The organism is Fusibacter sp. 3D3, assembly GCF_001748365.1.
GTDB lineage: Bacteria > Bacillota > Clostridia > Peptostreptococcales > Acidaminobacteraceae > Fusibacter_A.
On record NZ_BDHH01000003.1, the window covers coordinates 253339 to 276000 of the forward strand.

Below are 22662 nucleotides of genomic sequence, written 5' to 3' on the forward strand. Positions count from 1 at the left end.
TGAGTGCAAAGTGGCTGAAATCATTAAAATGGACAAAATCACTAAAATTTACCCAGGTGGGGTCGTTGCAAATTACCAAGTCGATTTTTCACTTAAAGAAGGCGAAATTCATGCACTTGTAGGTGAAAATGGTGCGGGTAAATCAACGTTGATGAAGATTCTCTTTGGGATGCAAAGACCAACGGAGGGCATGATTTATTTAAAGGAAAGCCCTATTGTGATGAAATCCTCTCAAGATGCCTTGAATTACGGTATTGGCATGGTGCATCAACATTTTATGTTAGTGCCAAGCTTAACGGTAGCTGAAAACATTGTTCTTGGCAGTGAAATAAAAGGCAAGTTTTTTTTAGATCAGAAAAAGGCGATTGAAGTAACCAAAGCACTTGCTGAAAAGTACAAGCTGGCAATTGATGCTCATGTGAAGGTGCGGGATATTTCGGTATCTCAAAAGCAAAAAGTGGAAATCTTAAAAGCTTTATACCGAGGCGCAAAAATCATTATCTTAGATGAACCCACGGCGGTTTTAACACCACAAGAGATTGTAGAACTCTTCGAACAGCTTAAACTTTTAAAGCAATCAGGGCACACGATCGTTTTTATTTCTCATAAACTTCATGAAATCAAGAAACTCTGTGATCGTATGACCATCATGAGAGATGGGCGATCTGTGGGCGTCTACGAAGTGGACAAAGTTACGGAACAGGAAATCTCAAGGCTCATGGTAGGGCGTGATGTGAAACTCGATATTGATAAGCCTGAAAAGCATGTGGGAGAGACATTCCTTGATGTAAAGGACGTTACTTATGTGGATGAACTCGGCAAGACGGCAGTGAATAAAGTATCTTTTAGTATTAGAAAAGGCGAAATACTAGGAATTGCTGGCATCGAAGGCAATGGTCAGTCTGAACTAATAGAACTTGTCACGGGGATGAAGAAGCCTGCAACAGGTGAAATTTATGTAAGGCAGCAACCAATTTCCAAGTTAGGGATCAAAAAAATTCGTCAGTTGGGCGTTGCACATATCCCTGAAGATCGTATGGAAACTGGGATTGCCCCCAAAATGGATATTGCGGCTAACTTAATTGCGGATAAGTACGACAATGCCCCTTTTGTCAAAAACAAATTTTTACTAGATTACAAGAAGATTTCAGAATTTGCGAGGGCTTTAATTTCATCGTTTAATGTTAAAACAGAAGATGAAAAAACTTTGATGAGTGGCCTTTCGGGTGGTAATATTCAAAAAGTAGTTGTCGGTCGTGAGTTTAGCTCGGACAGTGAACTCTTGGTGATCAATCAGCCGACACGGGGGATTGATGTGGGTGCGATTGAATTTATTCGCAAAAAAATAATAGAGAGAAGAAGTAGTGGCAATGCAGTTTTGCTTGCTTCTGCGGATTTAAATGAGATCTTATCTCTTAGCGATTCTTTGATTGTGATGAATTCAGGTCACATTGTGGGCTATTTCCCAGATGCCAGTGAGATCACAGAGGAAGAGATGGGACTTTATATGCTAGGGGTGAAAACACAAACGACTGAGGAGATAAGGAGGGCGTGTCATGCGTAAGTGGAAGCATCATGTAGATTTATTTGAACTTTTGCGGATTTTACTGGCGCTTATTATTGCGATTGGCGTTTCCGCGTTGCTTATCTTAATCACAAGTGAAACACCGCTTTACAGTTTGAGTGTTTTTCTATTTGCCCCCTTTGAAAAGTTAAAATATTTTTCCAATGTACTGGAAATGATGGTCCCCTTAACCTTTACTGGGCTCTCGCTTTGTATCGTTTACCAATCTAAAAATTTCAGTTTGATTGCAGACGGTTGCTTCTATATGGGTGCGGTGGCTGCTGCGTTTGTTGCGATTAAATTCGTGATGCCTTTTGGGCTACATCCCTTTGTGGCAATGGCAATTGCAGGTATTGTCGGCGGTTTTATTGGGGTTTTACCAGGGATTATTAAAATTAAGTGGCAAGCGAATGAGCTGGTTTCTTCATTGATGATGAATTATATCTTTTACTTCTTGGGGCTTTATATTATCAACTATTTTTTAAGAGATCCGCAGGCAAGTGTATTTGCATCTTATAAATTTAGTCCGACATTTGCATTGCCAGGCATTCTTGAGGGGACAAGATTGCACGCGGGATTTTTGATCGCAATGGCATCTGTGGTTTTGGTCTACTTCTATATTTATAAAACCAAATGGGGTTATGAACTGAGAATTGTGGGAGATAACCTTAATTTTGCCAAGTACTCAGGCATCAATACGGCTAAAGTGTTAGTGGTATCGCAATTTATTGCGGGAACGCTTGCAGGAGTAGGTGGTGCGATTGAAATGTCTGGGATGTATAAACGCTTTATATGGGATTCACCGCCTTCGTATGCATGGGATGGTGTTATTATTGCATTACTCACAAAGAACAATCCTAAATATGTACCGTTTGCGGCTTTCTTCCTCTCTTATCTTAGAATTGGTGCGGATTTAATGTCCAGAAGAAGTGATGTGGATAATCAGATCATCTCCATTATTCAAGCGGTGATTATTTTGCTCATTGCGGCAGAACATTTCTTAGCCAAATGGCGCTTAAAATCCGAAAATAAGGTAGCGAAAGATAAATATATTACAGCAAACTTGGAGGGGTAGAGAAGATGGATATGATTATGCATATGATTTGGAATGATGCCTTTTGGTTCGCAGTAATTCGTGTAACAACGCCGATTTTATACGCAACTTTAGGGGCTGTGATTGCCAGTAGAGCAGGCGCCATCAATATTGGTATTGAAGGCACCATGTTAACGGGTGCTCTGATGGGTGTGCTTTTCAGTGCATTTACTCAAAATGCTTGGATTGGACTCTTGGCATCCATGGTGTCTGGGGCTTTACTCGGCGCATTGCTCGCTTATTTTGCACTGAAAATGAAGAGTAACATCGTTTTGACTGGGATTGCAATTAATATTTTAAGTGCAGGTGGCACGATTTTTTTACTCACTACAATTACAGGGGATAAAGGGATTTCAACTTCTTTAAACAGTAAGGTGCTTCCCAATATCGATATTCCGTTTATAGCGGATTTACCTGTGGTAGGGTCTGTTTTATCGGGGCATAATGTCTTGACCTATTTGGTGCTCGTCTGTATTGTGATGGTGCATATACTATTTAATCATACAGCGCTGGGGCTTAGGATTCGTGCGGTTGGCGAAGCACCAGAATCTGCGGATTCGGTTGGAATTGATGTCTTTAAGATTAAGATCATTGCACTTGTATTGAGCGGTGTTTTAGCGGGGATCGGTGGTGCTTTTCTATCTATGGGTTATATGTCGTGGTTCTCGGCGGGGATGACGGCTGGACGTGGGTACATTGCACTGGCAGCCAGAGCGATTGCAGGGAATTCTTCCGTGGGTGCCCTTTTTGCGTCGTTATTATTTGGATTTGCCGATACTTTATCCAATTACCTTCAATCCGTTCAGATTCCTGTTGAATTTATACACATGATTCCATACGTGATTACGATTTTAGGCTTTATTGTGATTTCGATCGTCAATAATAAAAGAGAACTTATGCGGAAAAAACGACAGCTTGGATAGTGCGATTGCCTAGTGGTTAGAGATGTACTTTAGGAAGGCGGTAATCAGAATTGAGTTATAAATGCATTTACAATGGTGTGGTTTTAACCATGAACGCATCAGGTGAAATTATAGAAAATGGGGCAGTCGTTATTGAAGGGGCTCGCATTGTGGCTTTGGGCAATGAGGCTTTAATGGGCGGGTATGAGTTTGAAGAAATGATAGATGCACGTGGCGGCATCATCATGCCGGGTTTTATAAATGGTCATGGACATGTGTCGATGTCCGTTTTCAGAACGCTAGGTGAAGATGTTCCCAATCGACTACAGCGGTTTCTATTTCCGCTTGAAGACCGGTTAATCTGTGAAAATTATGTGCGCAAAGGGGCTATGCTGGGCATTGCTGAAATGATTTTGGGTGGTGTAACCACTTTTGTAGATATGTACTATTTCGAGGATGAGGTGGCAAAGGCTGCTAAGGAAATGGGCATGCGTGCCATCGTGGGTGAGACGATTATAGATCGAATTGCACCAGATGCACAGTTGCCCTACGAGGGTATAATGCACGCCAAAGCGCTTATCGAAAAATGGCGTGGTGATGATTTGATCACGCCAGCGCTTGCACCTCATGCCACTTATTCTAACGATGAAGCGCATTTAAAAGAAATCTGTGAAATTTCAAAAGAACTTGATGTGCCTGTACTGATGCATGTTTCTGAAATGGCTTACGAAATTTCAAAATTTAGAGAGGTGTATCAGCTGTCGCCAGTTCAATACTTGGATCATATCGGCGTGTTAAACAATAAGCTAATTGCAGCACATGTGGTGTATGCGGATGAAGCTGACTTTGCACTTTTAGCAAAGCATGATGTGGGTGTGGTGCACTGCGTCGCAGCAAATGCAAAGAGTGGACGTCCTGTGTCACCAGTAAACGAGATGCTGAAGCGAGGCGTGAAGGTCGGTCTTGGCACAGATGGGCCCATGAGCGGCAATACGCTTGATGTCATCGGTCTTTTGGATCAAGTGGCTAAGGTTCAAAAGATAAATGAGAAGGATAATACAGTTCTTACGGCGCGTGAAGTGGTGGAGATGGGCACGATTTTAGGGGCAAAAGCCATTCACATGGATGCAAAAGTAGGTTCGCTTGAAGTGGGTAAACTGGCAGATGTCATCATTATTGATACCATTGCACCGCATTTGCAACCGATCTACGATTATTACTCGGCACTTGTGTATGGGGCTTACCCTCAAGATGTGGTCTTTTCCATGATTCACGGAAAGACGGTGATGCAGGATCGAAAACTTCTGACGGGTGATTTACCTCAAATCATCAAAGCGGTTCAGAAGATTTCTAAAAAGATCAAAGCGGAGATGGTCGAAATGTGATGATGGAGAAGTGATCGCACGGCTGAAATAGGATCATAGAAATGAAGTTTGATAAAAGAAATGTCGTGTATAAAAGAGAATAGGAGCATTAAATAAGTAACGCGCTATCCAGTGAGTCTTTGGATAGCGCGTTTTGATTAAAATCATTAGTTTTCGTCCAGCTTAGAGGCAGGAGTTTTCAACCTGCTCTAAGCTGTTAGACGAGCACAGGTCAGGTGAAACGAAGTTTCGACGGACAATGAGGTGGTAGGTTTGAAATTTAATCTTCAGATGGAAGGGAATGTGTACTTCCTTGGCAGTGCTAATCTATTTCGACTAATTTATTTCCTGAATGTAAAAATTCATGAACATCATCATCCCATTTTGAAGCCGTCTTTTTCTCAATTAATAATAAAAGCGTATCTTTAACTTGATTGCAATAACTTCTCAGATATTCATCTGAATTATCTTCATACTTGCTATCCTCATATACAAATCTCTGCAAATAATCTTTCATGTAAAAGCATTGATCGCTTCTTTTCGTTCTTACAGAATCTTTTGGGTCATCCAAAAATAGATCGAATGATTCAATCGTTTGAAATGTAACAAAAATCTGTGTATGATTGTGTCTGAACTTTTGATAGTCATCAAGGGATAAAAATCCTTCGCGCTCATATTGATCAAGGTAATTTAAATTTGCATCTGCTAATTTTAGAATGTATTCAAAATGCATGATTAGACTTTGATTTAATGAAGTTTTATAGGTTGATAACTCAACGCTCTTCGTGTAACCGTATATTGAAAGCCCTAGAATGATGAATATTACTAGAAATTTTAAATTCTTTTTCATTGTCTTATCCTTTTGTTTTAGTGTACGGTGTACTAAAATGTATTTGTAAAGCTGCTAGTGTAAGTGTAAGTAGGTACTCCAACGCTGTCATTTATGCCGGTGCTCACGACACTATAATCCCAACGGACTGCTATTTTTTTCGACCTAATATATTTGATTCGGCGTCATTTTGAACTCTTGGAACCGCTTTTAGATAATGACCTACTGTAGTCAAATGAATCCCATATGGATCAAAAACACTTTTAACAGTTTTACATTTGGTGTTGTTACCATTATACCAATTCGACATCAAAGAGAAATTCCTTTTTGCAAAAAAAACCATACTATAATTTCTTACGATATGGTTTCATATTTAGGTGACTTTCTCAGCAGCCTCGCCGGATGCCTTGATTGTTTTGCTTTGAAAATTTGATTTGAGACTATGATTTTTTTTATAGACTTCTATGATATAAAGATAGCATAAAAAACGTAAAAGGGAGAAATGATTTTCAATTAATGTAATTTGTTTGCATATAATCAAAATAAGAGCTATAATAATACTAATTAATATAATAAATGTATGATTAATACAAATATATCATATTATTTTTTATTTGAACAAAAAACTTGATTAGGAGGAAATTGTATTGATGAAAGACAAATCTATTTTTTACATTTTTTTAGGGTTATTAAACTTTAATTTAGTTGTTATCTCCGTTATATTAACTATACTGCTCTCAAATATCAGTTTTTATTTAGATGGTTTATCTTCAGAATTCTATACAGATATTAATCATTATATACCCAGTGGTATAACGTTGTTGATTATTATGATGGTTTTAATTAACGGTGCAGTTAGTGGCGCTATGATTTACTCAGTTACTAAAAAGTAGCCGATTTTATATTTTGTTAATATGTCTGAAAAACATTAATAATTCAGAAATTGAAATGTTAATGTTTTTTGTTTTATATTGACATTTATGTATAGTTAAGATGCTATTATTCAATAATTACATATTTAGGTTTTTTATCCGAAGAGGAAAAATGAAAAAGATTCTTAGTTTAAATTTTGTTTTACTGCTTATTCGAATAATGCATTTTTGTCACGCTCATCTGTTTATACCGCTTAAAAAACCTTAACCTAACAATCTCGCACTCAACTTCAGATAGGGGTTCTCCAAAAATCTTCTACCTGATTTTTTCAAAAAAAATCGCAATCCTCTTTTGATCTTTCCAATACAACCTGCTCTATATAGAAAACTCTTAACGGGTGATCTGCCTCAAATCATCAAAGCGATTCAGAAGATTTCTAAAAAGATCAAAGCGGAGATGATCGAAATGTGATGATGGAGAAGTGATCACACGGCTGAAATAGGATCATAGAAATGAAGTTTGATAAAAGAAATGTCGTGTATAAAAGAGAATAGGAGCATTAAATAAGTAACGCGCTATCCAGTGAGTCTTTGGATAGCGCGTTTTGATTAAAATCATTAGTTTTCGTCCAGCTTAGAGGCAGGAGTTTTCAACCTGCTCTAAGCGGTTAGACGAGCACGGGTCAGGTGAAACGAAGTTTCGACGGACAATGAGGTGGTAGGTTTAACATTTACTCTTCAGAGGGGAAATGTGTACTTCCGGAGTATAAAAATAATCTAACCGCTTTGTATCTGTTCTTTTCATACTCAAAATTATAGTATCGAGCGTTCATCGCACTACTTTGATAACTTCTATTGACACCAATATATTGTTCGTTGGGTTTTGGCATTAATTGATCCAAAGACTCCATGTGCTGAAATATCACGATAGTGGATAACTGATTATCAATCATAGAGAGGTAATCTTTTTCGGATAAATAACCCTCTTCATCAAATTTATCAAGGTAGCTTAAGTTGCCATTAACTAAAGCTTGGATCGATTCAAGATGTAATTTTAAACTTTGATTAAAAGCAATTTTGAATTGATTTATTTGCACTAAAGAGATTCATCTTAAACTCTTTTGCTCAGATATAAAGTACTCCCAGAAAAGAGTAATAAACTCAACATAAAGTACTCTGGAAACCAGAGTGAAGTATTGATGTCTATGATTCTAAAAGTTAAAAGGCAATAAATCACAAGTGCGATAAATATTGTGGACAAAAGCGTAACGAACGCCCCTAGCGATATGTCTGCAAACTGTTTCTCGTCATACCAATCCGCGGGATATTCCTTTCTCTTTGTAAAGAACCAGTAACCAGTGGCCAGACCATAAGGGAGTATGAAAACGATGCATAATAGGAAATACAAACCGCCTAAATGCTTCTGAGGAAGACCTGCCCCACTGAGTAGGAATAAACAGATTAATCCCAAGATTGCCGATACGATACCAATTTGGGTAACGGTTAGGAAAAGTGCTTCATCCTTAACGGCAGTTGTCAGTTCAGAATTTTTTGAAATAAGTCTGTTTGCTGCAATGCATTGAAACAGTAGAAGCAGAGCAAAGACTACATGAACGGCATGCCCAGCAAATACGATGCGCCATTCGTCGGTAGTGTCATAGCCCGCTATATATTCGTGGCCTATATCGCTCAACATCATGACATCCACAGCTAAAAGAAATAGTGAGAAAAAGCATATAACGAAAGTAGCAGATCTCAAGAGACTATCATTTCTGAAATGCAAAAACAGTTTAACAGAATTCAGTATCGCAAATAGATGTGACAACCCAATAATGATCAGAAAAATAGCAACTGTAAAGCTCATCCATTCTTGAATGGCAGATCCTGTCTGTATTGCAGTTTTTATGTCTGACAGTAGTAGAATATTACCAGCAATTAGACAAAGCATTATAATGCTCAGTACTGTAGAAAGACGATTTATAAATTTCATATGACGATCCCTCCTAGTCTTCATCCTTAATAATATAGAAAATTTCTTCAACGGTTTTTCCGAAAAACATCGCGAGCTTAATAGCAAGGAGTGTTGATGGCATGAATTTGCCGGTCTCTATTGAGTGTATGGTCAGCCTTGTGACATTTACTTCATTGGCGAGTTCTTGTTGAGTTAATTCACCATGCTCGAACCGATATTTCCGGATGTTGTTTCCAAGTTTCATAGTTTTAATCACCTCCAATACGGGTTTATTAGGAATTCATACAGTCTGTTGTATAGGGCTGTGCGTCTCATAAATTTGGACACTTTCATATGGCGCATTTCTTCTGTAGTGGATCCGAGTGTCTCTAACTGTCTTCTTGAAAATAAGATCATAGAAGAGTGATCATGTTTATGTAATGTATATTAAACTATACTTAGTGTATATATAACTATATATTTTGTCAATACTTTTTTTATATTCCTAACCCCAATTATCAAATAAGGATTAAAATCGGGTTTACAGATGCGTTTTAGAAGGCTAAACTTAAGTAAAATCAAAATGATTACAAAAAGTATAGAAGGAGGTACCATGACTTATAAAATTAAAATGCTTTATACCATTCTTTCCGCTGTAATTTTACTGCCAGCGCTCTTATTGATAATCAATACACCGATTTCGTCAAATTATTATATTATCGGCATTTATCTTTTAGCATCAATAGTGAAGGACACTTTTTTTTATTTAAAAGGTTATAATTTTGAACGTGTTAAAATTATAAATCTTGTTTATATAGATGTTGTATTGTGTGTGCTCTTTATTTTGTATGTTTTTATGACATATATATTAGAATAATTTTTTAACTGCGTTTGAATGAATTCTATCATAGAGAGACTAATTGCATTACATATGCCTTTATTGTAACTAAAATAAACAACGCCCTCAAAACACACGGTGGTGAGCCGATTGTGTTTGAGGGCGTTGCTTTTTCATAATTTAAAGGAGATTTAAACTATAGTTCACCGCATTTTTGAAGTAATTGATTCCATTTGCGATCTACTTCTGCTTGGATGTCTTCGATCATATATTCATTACCCGGTTTGAAGACGTGCTTGAAGCGACCTTGAGGTCTTAAGAAATCTTCAATTGGGAGTTTGTTTTTAGGTTTATAAGAGAGTTTCCACTCGCCATTTATAACCTCAAAGAGTGGCCAATAACAAGTCTCTACCGCTAATCGACATATTTCCATAAGGTCAGATTCATCGTATCGCCAGCCACGTGGACATGGTGCAAGGACATTTAAAAAGGCAGCGCCTTCTGTATAAATGGCCTTCTCAGATTTTTCATGAAGGTCTTTGAAGTTCTTAACAAAAGTCGTCTGTGCCACGTATGGGATATTGTGTGCCGCCATGATGTCTGCTAAGTCTTTTCTGTTTTGAGATTTGCCAGGAATTTCAGTACCGGCAGGACTCGTGGTTGTATCTGCGAACTTAGGGGTTGCAGAAGAACGCTGAATACCAGTGTTCATGTAAGCGCCGTTGTCATAGCAAACATAAACCATGTCATGACCTCTTTCCATGGCACCGGAAAGGGATTGGAATCCGATATCATAAGTACCACCATCACCACCAAAAGCGATGAATTTATAAGTGTCATCCAGTTTGCCTCTTTTTTTCTTTGCGTTATAAGCGGCTTCAACACCACTTATAGTTGCGCCTGCATTTTCGAAAGCGCTGTGAATAAAGGAATCCTTCCAAGCGGTGTAAGGATACATAAAAGTGGAAACTTCAAGGCAACCTGTGGCATTGCCAATAACCGCTTGGTCTTCCTCTTTAAGTGCTCTTAAAACACCTCTGACTGCCACGGGTGCACCACAGCCAGCGCACATTCTATGTCCGCCTGTCAAACGTTCAGGTTTACACATTTCATCTTTAAAATTATAAGCCATAAGCTTGACCTCCTATTCTCTAACACCAAGGTATCTGTACGTGTCGCCTGCTTTACCTGATTCTACGATTGTATCTAGATCTGAATAAACGCTTTCAATATCGGTTGTTCTCACATCACGACCACCGAGGCCGTAAATGTAGTTGACTGTCATTGGTTTTTCGTTTAAATCATAAAGTGCAGAGCGCACTTCTGCAAAAAGTGGGCCGCCAGCGGCTGAGAAACCTTCGCATTTATCCATAACAGCGATCGCTTTGATATGTTTTAATGCTTCAGCAATTTCTTCTCTTGGGAAGGGTCTGAACAGTCTGATTTTTAAAAGGCCTACTTTTTTGCCTTCAGCTCTGAGCTTGTCAATGGCATCTTTTGCAGTGCCTGCAGTTGAATTGATAATCACGAGTGCTGTATCGGCATCTTCCAATTCATAAGTCTCGAATAGACCGTACTTTCTACCTGATATTTTTTCAAATTCTGCAGCAACTTCAAGTGCAATTTCTTTAACTTTGATCATGGCTTCAGCTTGTTGTCTTTTGTGTTCAATGTAGAAACTAGCCGTATCATAGGGTCCGATTGCAATGGGGCTATTTGGATTTAACAAGAAGTCTTCAGGCTCGTATTCGCCTACAAACGCTTTTACTTTTGCATCTTCAATCAGTTCTATATTTTCAACGGCGTGGCTTGTGATGAAACCATCTTGACAAACCATCGCTGGAAGCATAATATCTTTATGTTCTGCGATCTTAACCGCTTGGATGAAGTTATCGTAAGCTTCTTGATTGTTTTCACTGTAAATTTGGATCCAACCGGCATCTCTTGATCCCATAGAGTCACTGTGGTCGTTGTTAATGTTGATTGGACCTGTAAGAGCTCTGTTTACACAAGCAAGTGTGATTGGGAGTCTAGAAGATGACGCCACATAGAGCATCTCGTGCATTAAAGCAAGGCCGCACGATGAGGTCGCTGTAAAAGTACGGGCACCAGCACCTTCAGAGCCAATACAGGCAGACATCGCACTGTGTTCGGATTCTACGGGAATAAAGACGGTGTCTACTTCGCCATTAGCGACATATTGTGAAAAGTACTGTGGAATCTCTGTTGAAGGTGTAATCGGAAACGCAGGCATTACGTCTGGATTAATCTGCTTCATAGCAATTGCAACTGCTTCATTTCCGGATAATCTATCTCTTATGGTCATGGGTTTCCTCCTATTTTTCTTCTTTTGCAAAATCAATGGCACCAAAAGGACAAACCTTGAAGCAGATGCCACAGCCTTTGCAGTGGTCAAAGTCAAAATCAAGACGTTTGCCACCTGATACTGGGATTGAACTGTCTGGACAAACGGGTGCACAAAGTAGACATTGTTTACAATTTTCTGGTTTAAATTGAGGGATCATTGTGCGCCAGTCCCCTGTTTTAAACTGGTGCGCAGTGCCGCTTTCGTAAACGGTACCCCCTGGGGTGATCTCTTTCCAAGAAATTTCAGGCGTGATTAATTGACCTGCTTTATTTTTCATATGCCTTTTACCTCCTGCATCGCCATTTTTAGTGCGGCCACATTGCCTTCGATCACTTGTGGTTTTGTTGCAAATTTATGGGCAAATGATGCTTTCATATCTTCAAGAAATTGTTCTGGATCCATGATGCCACTGACTTTAACAACAGCACCCAGCATGGGCGTGTTAGGAAAGTTTTTGCCAAGTGTTTTTTCAGAAATAGAAACGGCATCAATGGTACAAATAGAACCTTCATATCCATTAAGATATTTACGAACTTCATCTGGTGTCTTTGGTGTGTTGATGATGATGGCACCAGATTTTTTGAGACCAGCAGTGACATCGATAGATGCCAGAAGCGTCTCGTCCACTACGACTACAAAATCGGGCTCGTAGATATTGGAGTGAACCCTGATCTTGGTATCGCTAATGCGATTATAGGCTGTAATAGGTGCACCCATTCTCTCTGGACCGTACTCGGGAAATCCTTGAACGTACTGACCTGTGTTAAATGCAGCATCAGCCAGCAGTAATGACGCTGTTTTGGCCCCTTGTCCACCACGACCGTGCCATCTTATCTCAGTTAGTTTTGACATGTTTCAGCCTCCTTTATTTGGAAAGGTTTTGTGTGTTGTGGTATACCATAATGCAACTAACGTGCCAAAGTGTAAAGAGGCTCTTTGGAACGCCTTGATTATTTGTGTGTTGAAAAAGTGTTGTAATCGATGTTATAATAACGTTAGACAAACGTTGTAATCTATACTAGGGGAGGAACGCGCATGCATCTTTCGAGAGCAGATTTATTTCAAAACGAATTGATCGTTGAAGTGATGGACAGTGCAAATGATGGCATCAACATTGTTGATAAAGAAGGTTTTATCCTTTATGTCAACAAGGTGTCTGCTGACTATGCGAATTCCACTAAGGTTTATATGGCTGGCAAGCATATCTCAGAGTTCTATGAAGAAGCGGTTTTACTTCAAGTGCTTCAGAGTCAAAAGCCCGTCCTAGATCAAAAAATTCATTACATCGGGAATAAGAAGTACGTTGTCAATTCTTATCCTCTTTTTAAATCGGGTGAATTCGTAGGTGCGTATTCCATCTTTAAAGATATTCGTGATATTGAGGATCTCAATAAGCGCATTTCATTTTTAGAGCTCCATCTAGAACTCAATAAATCCAATGAAAATATTTTGGAGATCATAGGCAATACGGGCAGTCTTGAACATGTGTTGATTAAGGCGAAGAGAACGGTGGGGTCTTTAGGGGGACCGAGACATTCGATCATAACGGGGCAATCGGGAACAGGTAAGACTATGCTTGCAAATCTTATCTTTGACTATGCAAAACAAATCGGAGTGATTAGTCCGGAAGCCCCTCTCGTTGAAGTGAACTGCGCTCAGTTTACAAATCCAGATATTGCAGCAGTTGAAATCTTTGGCAGTGAAGTAGGCGCCTATACGGGATCAAAAGAAAAGCGAGGGCTCTTTGAACAAGCGAACGGTGGCATTCTCTTCTTGGATGAGGCACATGCACTGGATCATTATCAAAACTTGCTGCTTAAGGTGATTGAATCGGGAAAGATTAGGCGAATCGGCGGGGTCAAGGAATTTAGGGTAGATGTCATCATCATAGCAGCTTCAACAAGGGATCTGAAAACGGAGCTCTTGCCAGAGCTCTATCAGAGACTGGCGCAATATGAAATATATGTGCCGTCATTAGATGAGCGGAGCTATGAAGAGAAGAGCCTTCTGCTCAAACACTTTATAAAAAACTATGAAAAAGCAGTTGAAAAGATTCACAACATCAAGTACTTTGTCTATTTTTCAAGTGAGGCCGTACAACTCTTATTGAAGGCAAAGTATCCGAGAAATATTAGACAGTTTAGGGATATCATCAACTTTAGCATTGATGCCGCGGCGCCTCTTATTGATGATATCAAAGGCAGAGCGCAAATTAATACGTATGTGGAAGTGCAGCACATCCCTTTTGAAATCTTAGAGGAGCAGGCGCCCTTTAGAGCAGATGAAATTAATGAAGTGAAAAATGTCATCGAAGGTGATTTGGAAATCTATATTGGTCAGTTACACGCTGAAGGTCTTGGCCCGAGACGCATTTCAAGAGTTTTGAAAGAGAAGGGGTATGAGATTGAATATTATCAAGTTGCGTATTTTTTAAAGAAAAAGCAAAAACTCTAGAATAGTTATAGAGTTTTTGACGGATAAAAAAGTTGAAGTTCATAAAGGGCGTTGTAATATTCGTGGAGATGATCTTCGTATTCCATAGCGAGGACAATGGTGGGTCTTTGTTCTCTTTTCCTATTGGCATAGGTCATAAGTGGCGTAATGTCAAAGCCTTCATTGAGAATATGCGTGCAAAAGCAGACATAATCACCCGCGGGCAAAACAGCGAGATCGTCTGGATTGACTTTGTTTGTACTGTTGAGTAAGACGCTTGTACAAAGCGGTTTAAAGACGTTTTGCATCAGAGCATCAAAGTCGAGGACATAGCTGAATTGCCTCATGAAGCTGATCTCCTTATTTTTTTCTGCGAATAATTTTCGGTGTAAACTGATGTCCATGCTTTCTATGGAAGTTTGATTTCGATCGGAGGTGAAAAGGTAGCGTTCGGGGAATGATTTTTTATAAATGAGATTGAGCGTATCGTCCACTTCGTTAAAGGAGTAATAATCCGTTATAAAATCGATTTTAGCAAAGAGATCTTGAATGGCGAGAAGCTCTTTTTGTTTTTGTGCTTTAATATCGGCGAGTATCAACTTTAAATCTTCTGATTTTCCAGTGTCAAAAACGTGCTTGATTTGTTCTAATGAAAGGCCTATAGACCTTAAATATTTAAAGCGGCTAATGAATTGAAATTGATCGAAGGTGTAGTGCCTGTAGCCTGTTTCGGCGTCAATACAACTGGGAACGATTAGCCCGATCTTATGGTAATGACGCAGTGAGTGGACGGATATGTTGAAGATGCTAGAGACTTCGCCGATTGAAAATTGATCTTTCATATGGAATCCTTTCTAATTGAAAATTGATTTTTCATAAATAATATCATAGATTTAGGTTTATTATAATGTTTTCTGACTATTCAATCAAATGAAAAAAAGAGTATTGACTTTCATATCGTTCTAGGCTTTATGATGAAATTGACAACAGGAAACAGGAGGGGAAATCATGGAAGACAAATTTATGACACAATTAACCCATTTAGGGGCATACAAAAATATTCCGACGACTTCAAAACCGAAGGTTATGCCCATTTATATGAGTTCAGCTTATAGTTTTGAAGATTCAGACATCTGTAATGATATTTGTTACAATAGAGAAGATGGATACCTATATGGCAGTTACGGCAACCCAACTGCAGATGCTTTGAAGGAAATACTGCTTGCAATTGAAGGCGCGGAAGCGTGTGATGTCTATGCTTCGGGTATGGCGGCTATAACGATGGCGATTCTTTCTCAGGTAAAATCAGGAGATCATATTATAGCGAATAGCGTTATTTATGGCAATGTTTTTAAATTCTTAAAGACTGAGCTGGGCGAAAATTTAGGGGTAGAAGTAACTTTTGTTGATTTTAAGAAGGTGGATTTGGCGCCCTATTTTAAAGCAAATACAAAAATGGTTTACATGGAGACGATTAGCAATCCCATGATTGAAGTGATCGATATTGGGAAGATCGCGGATGTGGCGCATCAACATGGTGCGAAATTGATCATAGACAATACGTTTGCCACACCGATCGTATGCCAGCCGATTAAACATGGCGCTGATATTGTGGTTTATAGTGCCACTAAATTTATGAATGGTCACAGTGATATCATGGCGGGTATCGTTTTGGGCAGTAAAGAGGTGATTGACAGAGTTGTTGATTTGTCGCATACTTTTGGTCCGACCATTAGTCCTTTTGATGTCTGGTTGCTCATGAGAAGTATGAGGACGCTTGATCTTCGCGTGGAACGTCATAGCCATAACGCAATGAAGCTGGCGACGTTTTTAGACAACCATCCTAAGACGGGTAAGGTTTACTATCCAGGTTTGCCTTCGTTTCCGGATCATGCAGAAGCCAAAAAATATTTTAACAAGGGGCTTTATGGAGGCATGTTGGCTGTGGATATGGGCAGCTATGAGCATATCGCTAAGTTTGTAGAAAAGGCGCAGCTCTCTGAAATTGTGGCCAGTCTTGGCACTTATACCACAAGTCTTTGTGATACGACGATCACACACAGTGGCATGACTGCTGCTGAACGCAAAGAAGCGGGGCTTCCAGAAGGGCTTATGAGAATTTCCACAGGACTTGAGCATATAGAGGATATAATAGGGGAATTCGAACGGATTCTTGATGAATTATAAGTATCGGGGTAAGAGGGAGAACCTTGAGATACTTTAATTATAATTAAGTGGGGCAACAAATAAGAATTGGAGGTGTCAAGTGGGAGATAAGAGCGCACAAAAGGTGAAGAAAGAAAAGAAAGAAGCGACGCTGTGGATTGCAATGATCCCAGTCTTGTTTTTAGCGGTAAGTCTGATACTGACTTTGGTGGTTTATGAACTAGGGGAACCGCATATCCCTTTAATTACTTCGGCGATGGTTGCGGCGGGCGTTGCGATGTACCTTTTAAACTACTCGTGGGAGGAAATTGAAGAGGGCATTGTTGAGACCATAAAAATGTCTATGGGTGCGATCATTATCATTTTGATTATCGGTATTTTAGTGGGTATTTGGATTAAGGCGGGGATCATCCCGACTATGGTTTATTACGGACTTCAAATCCTATCACCGCAATATTTTTTAGTAGCTGCATTTCTCATTTGTGCAGTTGTATCTGTGGCAACGGGCAGTTCTTGGTCTACGGTTGCTACTGTTGGGATCGCTTTAATGAGCATTGGAACCGCTCTAGGCGTTGCGGTGCCTATAATAGGTGGCGCTATTATTTCAGGGTCTTATCTTGGCGATAAAATGTCTCCGCTTTCGGATACGACGAACTTAGCTCCAGCCATGGCAGGTGCGAACTTGTTTGATCACATTAGACATATGCTCTATACAACGATTCCAAGTGCGATTATTTCCATCATTCTCTTTGGAATTATTGGGATGCGTTATGCAGGTGGCGAACTGGATACAGGTGCGATCAATAGTTTGCTTGGCACCATGCAAGATATGTTTTATATCAGTCCGATCTTACTTTTAGTGCCCTGTATGGTCATCGGCATGGTGATCTTCCGTATTCCGGCGATTCCTGGACTCTTTGTTGCCAGTGTGGTCGGGTTGGTCTTTGCGGTGATTTTCCAAGGCGCTGGACTTAAAGATTTGATCGACATTGCAAACAATGGATTTACAAGCATCACAGGAAATCCAGCCATTGATGATTTGTTAACAGGTGGCGGTATGCAGAGTATGATGTGGACCACTTCGTTGACGCTTTGTGCCATGATTTTCGGCGGGGTTATGGAGAAAACAGGTATGCTCAACGTCATTGCTTGTCATATATTGGCGAGAGCAAAAACGGATGGTCAGGTGATTCTTGCAACTTTGATTTCATGTTATGGCATTGTCTTCATTGCAGGCGATCAGTACTTATCTATCGTTATTCCAGGTAGAATGTATAAAGATGCTTATGCACAAAGGCGACTGCATCCTAAAAACCTTTCAAGAGCTTTAGAAGATGCAGGGACTCTTGCTTCGCCTTTAGTTCCGTGGAGTTCTTGCGGTGCATATATGATGATCACGCTTGGTTTGGCACCTTGGACTTATGTACCTTACTGCTTCCTGAACTACATCAATCCGATTATTTCGGCAATTTATGGATTTACTGGATTTAGCATTGAAAAATTGCCTGAAGAGGCGATTGAGCTTGAAACGATTGAGTCCATGGGAGAGTTTGTGGGATAATCTGTCGTGATGAAACTGCTCTTCACTATTGAAACCAAAAAAATGCTGTTTGGAAATAGACAGCCTTATAGGAAAGTCGGTATACTAAAATGTATGCCGATTTTTTATGCTTGAGCGTTTCAAAAAAATTCAGAGGTGTACCTTTTGTTAGGTAATATCACATGGCAAAAAAAGAAAATCAGCCCCCAAACAAATAACCACCCGTTTAGCGGGTGGTTATTTGTTTGGGGGCTTCCCTTGTTCTACTTTTGCACAACTTATTTTAAATACCGCCACAAGGTCGTACGACTAATGCCTAATCGTTTGGCTGTGGTGCTGTGGTTGCCACCTGACTGTTCTAAATAGAGTGAGATGATATCGTGATTGATTTCATCGAGTGTTCGATTGAGGTGAATATCGTAGCAAAATACGCCTTTGGTTTCTGATTTCGAACTCATGGTGTCTAAGGCATCTGATTTTTCTTTTTCGAGCACACTTTGCACTGTGGCAGCGGTGATGTAAGGCGTTGCAGTTATTACGGCCATTTCTTCAAGGACGCGTTTAAACTGAGTGTAATTATAAGGCCAGTGATAGGCTTGAAGTCGTGATAGCGCTTCGGGTTCAAAACCAATGAGCTGCTTGGCGAGTTTTAGGTTGAGTGTGTTTAAATATAAACTTGAAAGGGTTGGTATTTCATTTGTACGTTCTTTAAGTGGCTGTAATTGAATGCTCATACAGTAGAGCTGGTTGAGGTATTCTATAACTGCATTTGGCGCTTTGTCCAAATTTTTAACGGCATAAGAGAAGATGAGCTTATTCTGCTTATGGACGTTGACATCGCGGATCATTTCCAATAAGTGCTTACACCTAGCTTCTGAAAGGACGTGAAGGTCTTTAAAAAACAGTGTGTTCTGCGTATCGTTTAAAGGTGAATTGTGATGATTCGTCAAAAAACTCCAGCCTTTGTCGTTGATCACAGTACAATCTATAGTGATAAAAGGATTTTGCGCTGAGGGACTTTGAGTATATAAAAGGCGCGCGATTTGCGTTTTGCCAGTGCCGCCTTCGCCAACGACCATGATGGGTGCTGAATTGGCGCTTAATTGTTCTAAGTTGGAACGTGCTTCGTTGGCGGTGTTTGTCACGCTGTAAAAACTGTTGAAAAATGAATCTTCAACTTCGCTTCGGTTGGAGTATTTAATGCCGTATTTGCTTCTTGCAGAGGGTGCGTGTTCTGAGGTAAAGTAAAAAACCGCGTAAGCCGTTTGTCTGTTGAGGATTTTTTTGCTTGTAATCGTAAACAAGTGCTCGTTAATCGTTTTAAAGCATTTGTGTGTTTCGGAAGATAGGGTTTCATCGATTTCCGCTTTTAAAATTTCGACGATTTGATCGAAGTGTTCGCTCTCGACAGAAGAAAAAACGAGGTTTTTGTCCGTATCAAAAACGACTGTGCTTCCGCTGTGACTGCGTATGATATCTTCCAGAAAACGATTATCTTCTTTGATGCTGACATAACTTTTAAAGAGCTTCGTAGCTTGATCAAAAGCGCTCATAATGCTCTCCTCGCCAGAAGTGATGAGCATGGCGTTAAGGCCGAGTTTCTTAGCGATTGTTGTGGTGATCATATCGCAAAGAATCATTCGATAACCCTGTGTTTTGAGATCTTCTAAAGTACTTTGCACCTCGTCTATGCTATGGATTGTAAATATATCGATCTTATATTGGAGTAAGTCGCATAAGAGTTGAGCGTTCCCTGTGATGCTGGGATACCCTACGATTGCATAACGATCAGAATAATTTTCGGCGAGTTTTAAAGACCTTAAAATATCGTAGACGGATAAATTGATTTCGATGAGTGGCACACTGGTGGCTTCGCTGATCATCTCGGCAGTACCGCCCCTAGAAATGATCACATCGAAATTGCTGTGAAAGTTTCTTTTGGCGATCTCAACACCTTCGTTTAGATCACCCACAAATACAGTTAAATCGATATCTTCGCGTTTTGCAGCTAATTTTAGCATCATAGATTTCATGCCTTCATAAGGTGCGACGCCTAAAATTTTTATCTTCTTATGAATCATAGCAGTCTCCTTAATAGTTGTTTCTTAATGAAACGATTTTAACATAATAAAATAAAATATACCATAGAAATACGTTTATGTTTCAAATATAAACAAAATTATGTGGCGAATTTGTTGCGATTGAGAAATATATTCTATAAAATGAAACAAACGATAAGAAATTTAGAAAGAAGTGTTACAAAAAGAAACACTGCACTTGAAGGGAGACATTAAATGGTGAAGTTGCTGATAATAGCGGATGATTTCACAGGCGCTTTAGATACGGCAGTACAGTTTGCCTCATGTGGTGCAATTACAAGAGTTGTGATGGATGCGGATTACACCTTTGAAAATATGGATCAAGCCATTGAGGTGTTGGTCATCAATGCGGAGACACGACATCTTCAATCAGATCAAGCTTACGAAGTCGTCTATAAAATTGTGGATAGAGCTTGTAAGCATGAAATTGCTTACCTTTTTAAAAAGACAGATTCTGCATTGCGTGGCAATATTGGCAGTGAACTGACTGCAATGTTAGAGGCAGCTAAGGGATCTCATCTTCACTTTATACCGGCATTACCAAGATTAAATCGCATCACTAAAAAAGGGATACACTACATAGACGATGTTTTAGTGCATCAAAGTGTGTTCGGCAAAGATCCTTTTGAACCCGTTACAAATTCCTCTGTTTCGGAAATGATTTCAATGCAGAGTCAGATGCCTGTAAATGTTGTTGAAAATGTAGATCAGATTGTACCGAAAGGGGAACCGTCTATCATCGTCTATGATGCAGAGACGGATAAGGCATTACAAGAAATTGCTGAAAAACTCTATAAAAGAGATGAGCTTCACCTCATGGCAGGCTGCGCAGGATTTGCTTCTGTACTGCCTAAAATATTAAATTTATCTGGAAAAGTAAAACCGATTTCTAAAAATAAGAGCCGTTTTTTAGTGGTTTGCGGCAGTGTCAACCCGATTACAAGAGCGCAACTGGATTATGCAGAGCAGAAGGGTTTCCATAGAATACGTCTTTCTGCTGAGCAAAAGTTATCAGAGGGTTATCTTGAGACGGAACAGGGCAAAAGAGCATTTGAAAGTTGGAAAGCCATTTGTTTTAATAATCCTAAATGCATTATTGACAGCAATGATGTGCTAGATGAAACGAGGACACTTGATTATGCCATACAAAATAACATTGCGTTAGATGAAGTGAGGCTACGCATCACAAAAACGCTTGGTAGAGTAGCAAAAATGCTCGTTTCAGAAGGTTTAGAGAGCACGATTATGCTTACGGGTGGAGATACTTTATTGGGTTTTATGAATCAGGTACAAATATCTGAAATAACACCACTCTATGAAATTGAACCTGGCACGGTCTTGTCCAATATTCAAATTAAAGAAAAACAGTATGAAATTTTATCTAAATCAGGTGGTTTTGGAGATGAGCAATTGTTGGTTAATTTAGCACAGACCCTGATTGAAGAAATTAAGGAGGCAGCAGTATGATGACACAATATGCTTTAAAAATGCCACATGTTGTCTATAGCGGTGTAGGCGCCCTTGAAAATATAACGTCTATATTGAATAAAGAAGTTACTAAAATTGTAATATTTACGGATAAGGGGATTGTGGGGGCAGGACTTCTTGAATTGCCACTTGCTTGGATTGAGAAAACGGGGATTCCATATGAGCTTTTAGATGAGTTGCCTGTGGAACCCAGTTGTGATGAAGCACAGGAGACGATTGATCGTTTTAAAGTGATGAACGCTGATTTCATAATCGCAGTGGGCGGTGGCAGCGTAATGGATATCGCCAAATTAGCGTCTATACTGATGACGGATCAATACGGTGTGAGGGATCTATTAGAGAACCCTTCGATGGCTAAGAAATGTGTTAAAACGCTTATGATTCCAACAACAGCAGGGACGGGTTCTGAAGCGACGCCAAACAGCATTGTGCTCGTTCCAGAAAAGGCGTTAAAAGTAGGCATTGTCAATGAAGCCATGATTTCAGATTATGTGATTTTAGATGCGGAAATGATTAAGAAATTGCCGAGAAAAATTGCGGCGGCGACGGGTGTGGATGCTTTAGCGCATGCCATTGAATGCTTTACCTCTAAAAAAGCAAATCCCTTTAGTGATCTGTTTGCACTGGAGGCACTGGATTTGATACTCAATAATATAGAAGCGGCCTGTGATGATGCTGAGGCAATGGATGCAAAAAACGCAATGCTCTTAGCTTCGTTTTATGCAGGTGTTGCGATCGCAACTGCTGGAACCACAGCCGTACATGCGCTGTCCTATCCACTAGGCGGGAAATATCATATTCCGCATGGCGTGTCTAATGCCATGATGCTTGTGCCGGTGATGAAGTTTAACGAACCCATGTGTAAAGATTTATTTGCAAAAGCTTATGATCGTGTTCATGTGAAGGGTGAGGCGAAGACCGAAGATGAGAAATCAAAATGGCTTGTGAATCGGTTAGATGAGATCGTCAAACACTTGGATATTCCAACCCGTTTGAGTGATTATAATGTACCCAAATCGGATTTAGAAGAATTGGTGGCATCTGGAATGGCTGTACAGAGATTGCTTGTCAATAATAGAAGAGAAGTTAGAGCAGAAGATGCCAGAGCATTGTATTTAGAATTGCTTTAAAATAGAAGGGCTTTAAAAAATGACT

The 22662-nt window shown here is 39.6% G+C and carries 22 protein-coding genes; 11 read left to right on the top strand and 11 right to left on the bottom strand.

Annotated features, from left to right (window positions below):
* Positions 1-10 precede the first annotated feature (10 nt).
* The 4 genes from F3D3_RS05065 to F3D3_RS05080 are packed head-to-tail and all read left to right on the top strand — an operon-like array spanning position 11 to position 4944.
* On the top strand, positions 11-1564 hold the full coding sequence (locus tag F3D3_RS05065) for an ABC transporter ATP-binding protein (protein WP_374700061.1): 1554 nt from the start codon (positions 11-13) through the stop codon (positions 1562-1564).
* Positions 1557-2639 (top strand): ABC transporter permease, encoded by a 1083-nt coding sequence (locus F3D3_RS05070; RefSeq protein WP_069871783.1) that lies wholly within the window; start codon positions 1557-1559, stop codon positions 2637-2639. Before F3D3_RS05065 ends, F3D3_RS05070 begins: the two co-directional genes overlap by 8 nt.
* A 5-nt stretch (positions 2640-2644) precedes the next feature.
* The gene (locus tag F3D3_RS05075) at positions 2645-3580 is read left to right on the top strand and encodes an ABC transporter permease (protein WP_175438298.1); all 936 of its coding nucleotides are present in this window, start codon (positions 2645-2647) and stop codon (positions 3578-3580) included.
* A gap of 50 nt (positions 3581-3630) precedes the next feature.
* The gene (locus F3D3_RS05080; protein WP_084388836.1) at positions 3631-4944 is read left to right on the top strand and encodes an amidohydrolase; all 1314 of its coding nucleotides are present in this window, start codon (positions 3631-3633) and stop codon (positions 4942-4944) included.
* Positions 4945-5245: 301 nt separating this feature from the next.
* Here the strand turns inward: F3D3_RS05080 and F3D3_RS05085 are convergent, their stop codons facing one another.
* Both F3D3_RS05085 and F3D3_RS24025 read right to left on the bottom strand, forming a co-directional pair.
* Positions 5246-5773, bottom strand: a complete 528-nt coding sequence (locus F3D3_RS05085) for a hypothetical protein (protein ID WP_069871785.1) — start codon at positions 5771-5773, stop codon at positions 5246-5248.
* 130 nt (positions 5774-5903) lie between these two features.
* The gene (locus F3D3_RS24025; protein ID WP_175438299.1) at positions 5904-6062 is read right to left on the bottom strand and encodes a hypothetical protein; all 159 of its coding nucleotides are present in this window, start codon (positions 6060-6062) and stop codon (positions 5904-5906) included.
* 337 nt (positions 6063-6399) lie between these two features.
* Between F3D3_RS24025 and F3D3_RS05090 the strand changes: the two genes are divergently transcribed.
* Positions 6400-6645 carry a hypothetical protein gene (locus tag F3D3_RS05090; protein ID WP_139132021.1) on the top strand — a complete coding sequence of 82 codons (246 nt, stop codon included), beginning with the start codon at positions 6400-6402 and terminating at the stop codon, positions 6643-6645.
* A gap of 710 nt (positions 6646-7355) precedes the next feature.
* On the opposite strand, the gene F3D3_RS05095 is transcribed toward F3D3_RS05090, so the two are convergent.
* From F3D3_RS05095 to F3D3_RS05105, 3 genes are read right to left on the bottom strand one after another with little or no spacing between them, the layout of a single operon-like run.
* Positions 7356-7721, bottom strand: coding sequence for a hypothetical protein (locus F3D3_RS05095; RefSeq protein ID WP_069871788.1), 366 nt, complete (start codon positions 7719-7721; stop codon positions 7356-7358).
* 14 nt (positions 7722-7735) lie between these two features.
* Positions 7736-8614, bottom strand: a complete 879-nt coding sequence (locus F3D3_RS05100; RefSeq protein ID WP_069871790.1) for a hypothetical protein — start codon at positions 8612-8614, stop codon at positions 7736-7738.
* Between the two features lie 13 nt (positions 8615-8627).
* A complete protein-coding gene (locus tag F3D3_RS05105) occupies positions 8628-8840 on the bottom strand; it encodes a helix-turn-helix transcriptional regulator (RefSeq protein ID WP_069871792.1) in 213 nt (70 codons plus the stop codon).
* Positions 8841-9188: 348 nt separating this feature from the next.
* On the opposite strand from F3D3_RS05105, the gene F3D3_RS05110 reads away from it, so the two are divergent.
* Positions 9189-9452: a hypothetical protein gene (locus F3D3_RS05110; RefSeq protein ID WP_069871794.1), complete on the top strand. Its 264-nt coding sequence runs from the start codon at positions 9189-9191 to the stop codon at positions 9450-9452.
* Positions 9453-9609: 157 nt separating this feature from the next.
* On the opposite strand, the gene F3D3_RS05115 is transcribed toward F3D3_RS05110, so the two are convergent.
* Genes F3D3_RS05115 through F3D3_RS05130 form a run of 4 tightly spaced genes read right to left on the bottom strand, consistent with a single transcriptional unit; the run spans position 9610 to position 12633 of the window.
* Positions 9610-10545, bottom strand: coding sequence for a thiamine pyrophosphate-dependent enzyme (locus F3D3_RS05115; protein ID WP_069871795.1), 936 nt, complete (start codon positions 10543-10545; stop codon positions 9610-9612).
* A gap of 12 nt (positions 10546-10557) precedes the next feature.
* Positions 10558-11739, bottom strand: coding sequence for a pyruvate ferredoxin oxidoreductase (porA, locus tag F3D3_RS05120; protein ID WP_069871797.1), 1182 nt, complete (start codon positions 11737-11739; stop codon positions 10558-10560).
* A 10-nt stretch (positions 11740-11749) separates the two neighbouring features.
* Complete coding sequence (locus F3D3_RS05125) at positions 11750-12058, bottom strand: 4Fe-4S binding protein (RefSeq protein WP_069871799.1); 309 nt, start codon at positions 12056-12058, stop codon at positions 11750-11752.
* Entirely contained in the window at positions 12055-12633 is a 579-nt protein-coding gene (locus tag F3D3_RS05130) for a 2-oxoacid:acceptor oxidoreductase family protein (protein ID WP_069871800.1), read from the bottom strand. The genes F3D3_RS05125 and F3D3_RS05130 overlap by 4 nt, the downstream gene beginning before the upstream one ends.
* A gap of 183 nt (positions 12634-12816) precedes the next feature.
* Here F3D3_RS05130 and F3D3_RS05135 point away from each other — a divergent pair, with 183 nt between their 5' ends.
* Positions 12817-14235, top strand: a complete 1419-nt coding sequence (locus F3D3_RS05135) for a sigma 54-interacting transcriptional regulator (RefSeq protein ID WP_069871802.1) — start codon at positions 12817-12819, stop codon at positions 14233-14235.
* Between the two features lie 5 nt (positions 14236-14240).
* Here F3D3_RS05135 and F3D3_RS05140 read toward each other — a convergent pair whose 3' ends face one another.
* Positions 14241-15056, bottom strand: coding sequence for a MerR family transcriptional regulator (locus tag F3D3_RS05140; protein ID WP_069871804.1), 816 nt, complete (start codon positions 15054-15056; stop codon positions 14241-14243).
* Positions 15057-15222: 166 nt separating this feature from the next.
* On the opposite strand from F3D3_RS05140, the gene F3D3_RS05145 reads away from it, so the two are divergent.
* Both F3D3_RS05145 and nhaC read left to right on the top strand, forming a co-directional pair.
* A complete protein-coding gene (locus F3D3_RS05145; RefSeq protein ID WP_069871806.1) occupies positions 15223-16401 on the top strand; it encodes a PLP-dependent aspartate aminotransferase family protein in 1179 nt (392 codons plus the stop codon).
* A gap of 79 nt (positions 16402-16480) precedes the next feature.
* Complete coding sequence (gene nhaC, locus F3D3_RS05150; protein WP_242877080.1) at positions 16481-17941, top strand: Na+/H+ antiporter NhaC; 1461 nt, start codon at positions 16481-16483, stop codon at positions 17939-17941.
* Between the two features lie 257 nt (positions 17942-18198).
* Here the strand turns inward: nhaC and F3D3_RS05155 are convergent, their stop codons facing one another.
* Positions 18199-20001 (bottom strand): sigma-54-dependent Fis family transcriptional regulator, encoded by a 1803-nt coding sequence (locus F3D3_RS05155; RefSeq protein WP_069871807.1) that lies wholly within the window; start codon positions 19999-20001, stop codon positions 18199-18201.
* 213 nt (positions 20002-20214) lie between these two features.
* On the opposite strand from F3D3_RS05155, the gene F3D3_RS05160 reads away from it, so the two are divergent.
* Positions 20215-21486: a four-carbon acid sugar kinase family protein gene (locus tag F3D3_RS05160; RefSeq protein ID WP_069871809.1), complete on the top strand. Its 1272-nt coding sequence runs from the start codon at positions 20215-20217 to the stop codon at positions 21484-21486.
* Entirely contained in the window at positions 21483-22637 is a 1155-nt protein-coding gene (locus tag F3D3_RS05165; RefSeq protein WP_069871811.1) for an iron-containing alcohol dehydrogenase, read from the top strand. The genes F3D3_RS05160 and F3D3_RS05165 overlap by 4 nt, the downstream gene beginning before the upstream one ends.
* The last annotated feature ends 25 nt before the right edge of the window (positions 22638-22662 follow it).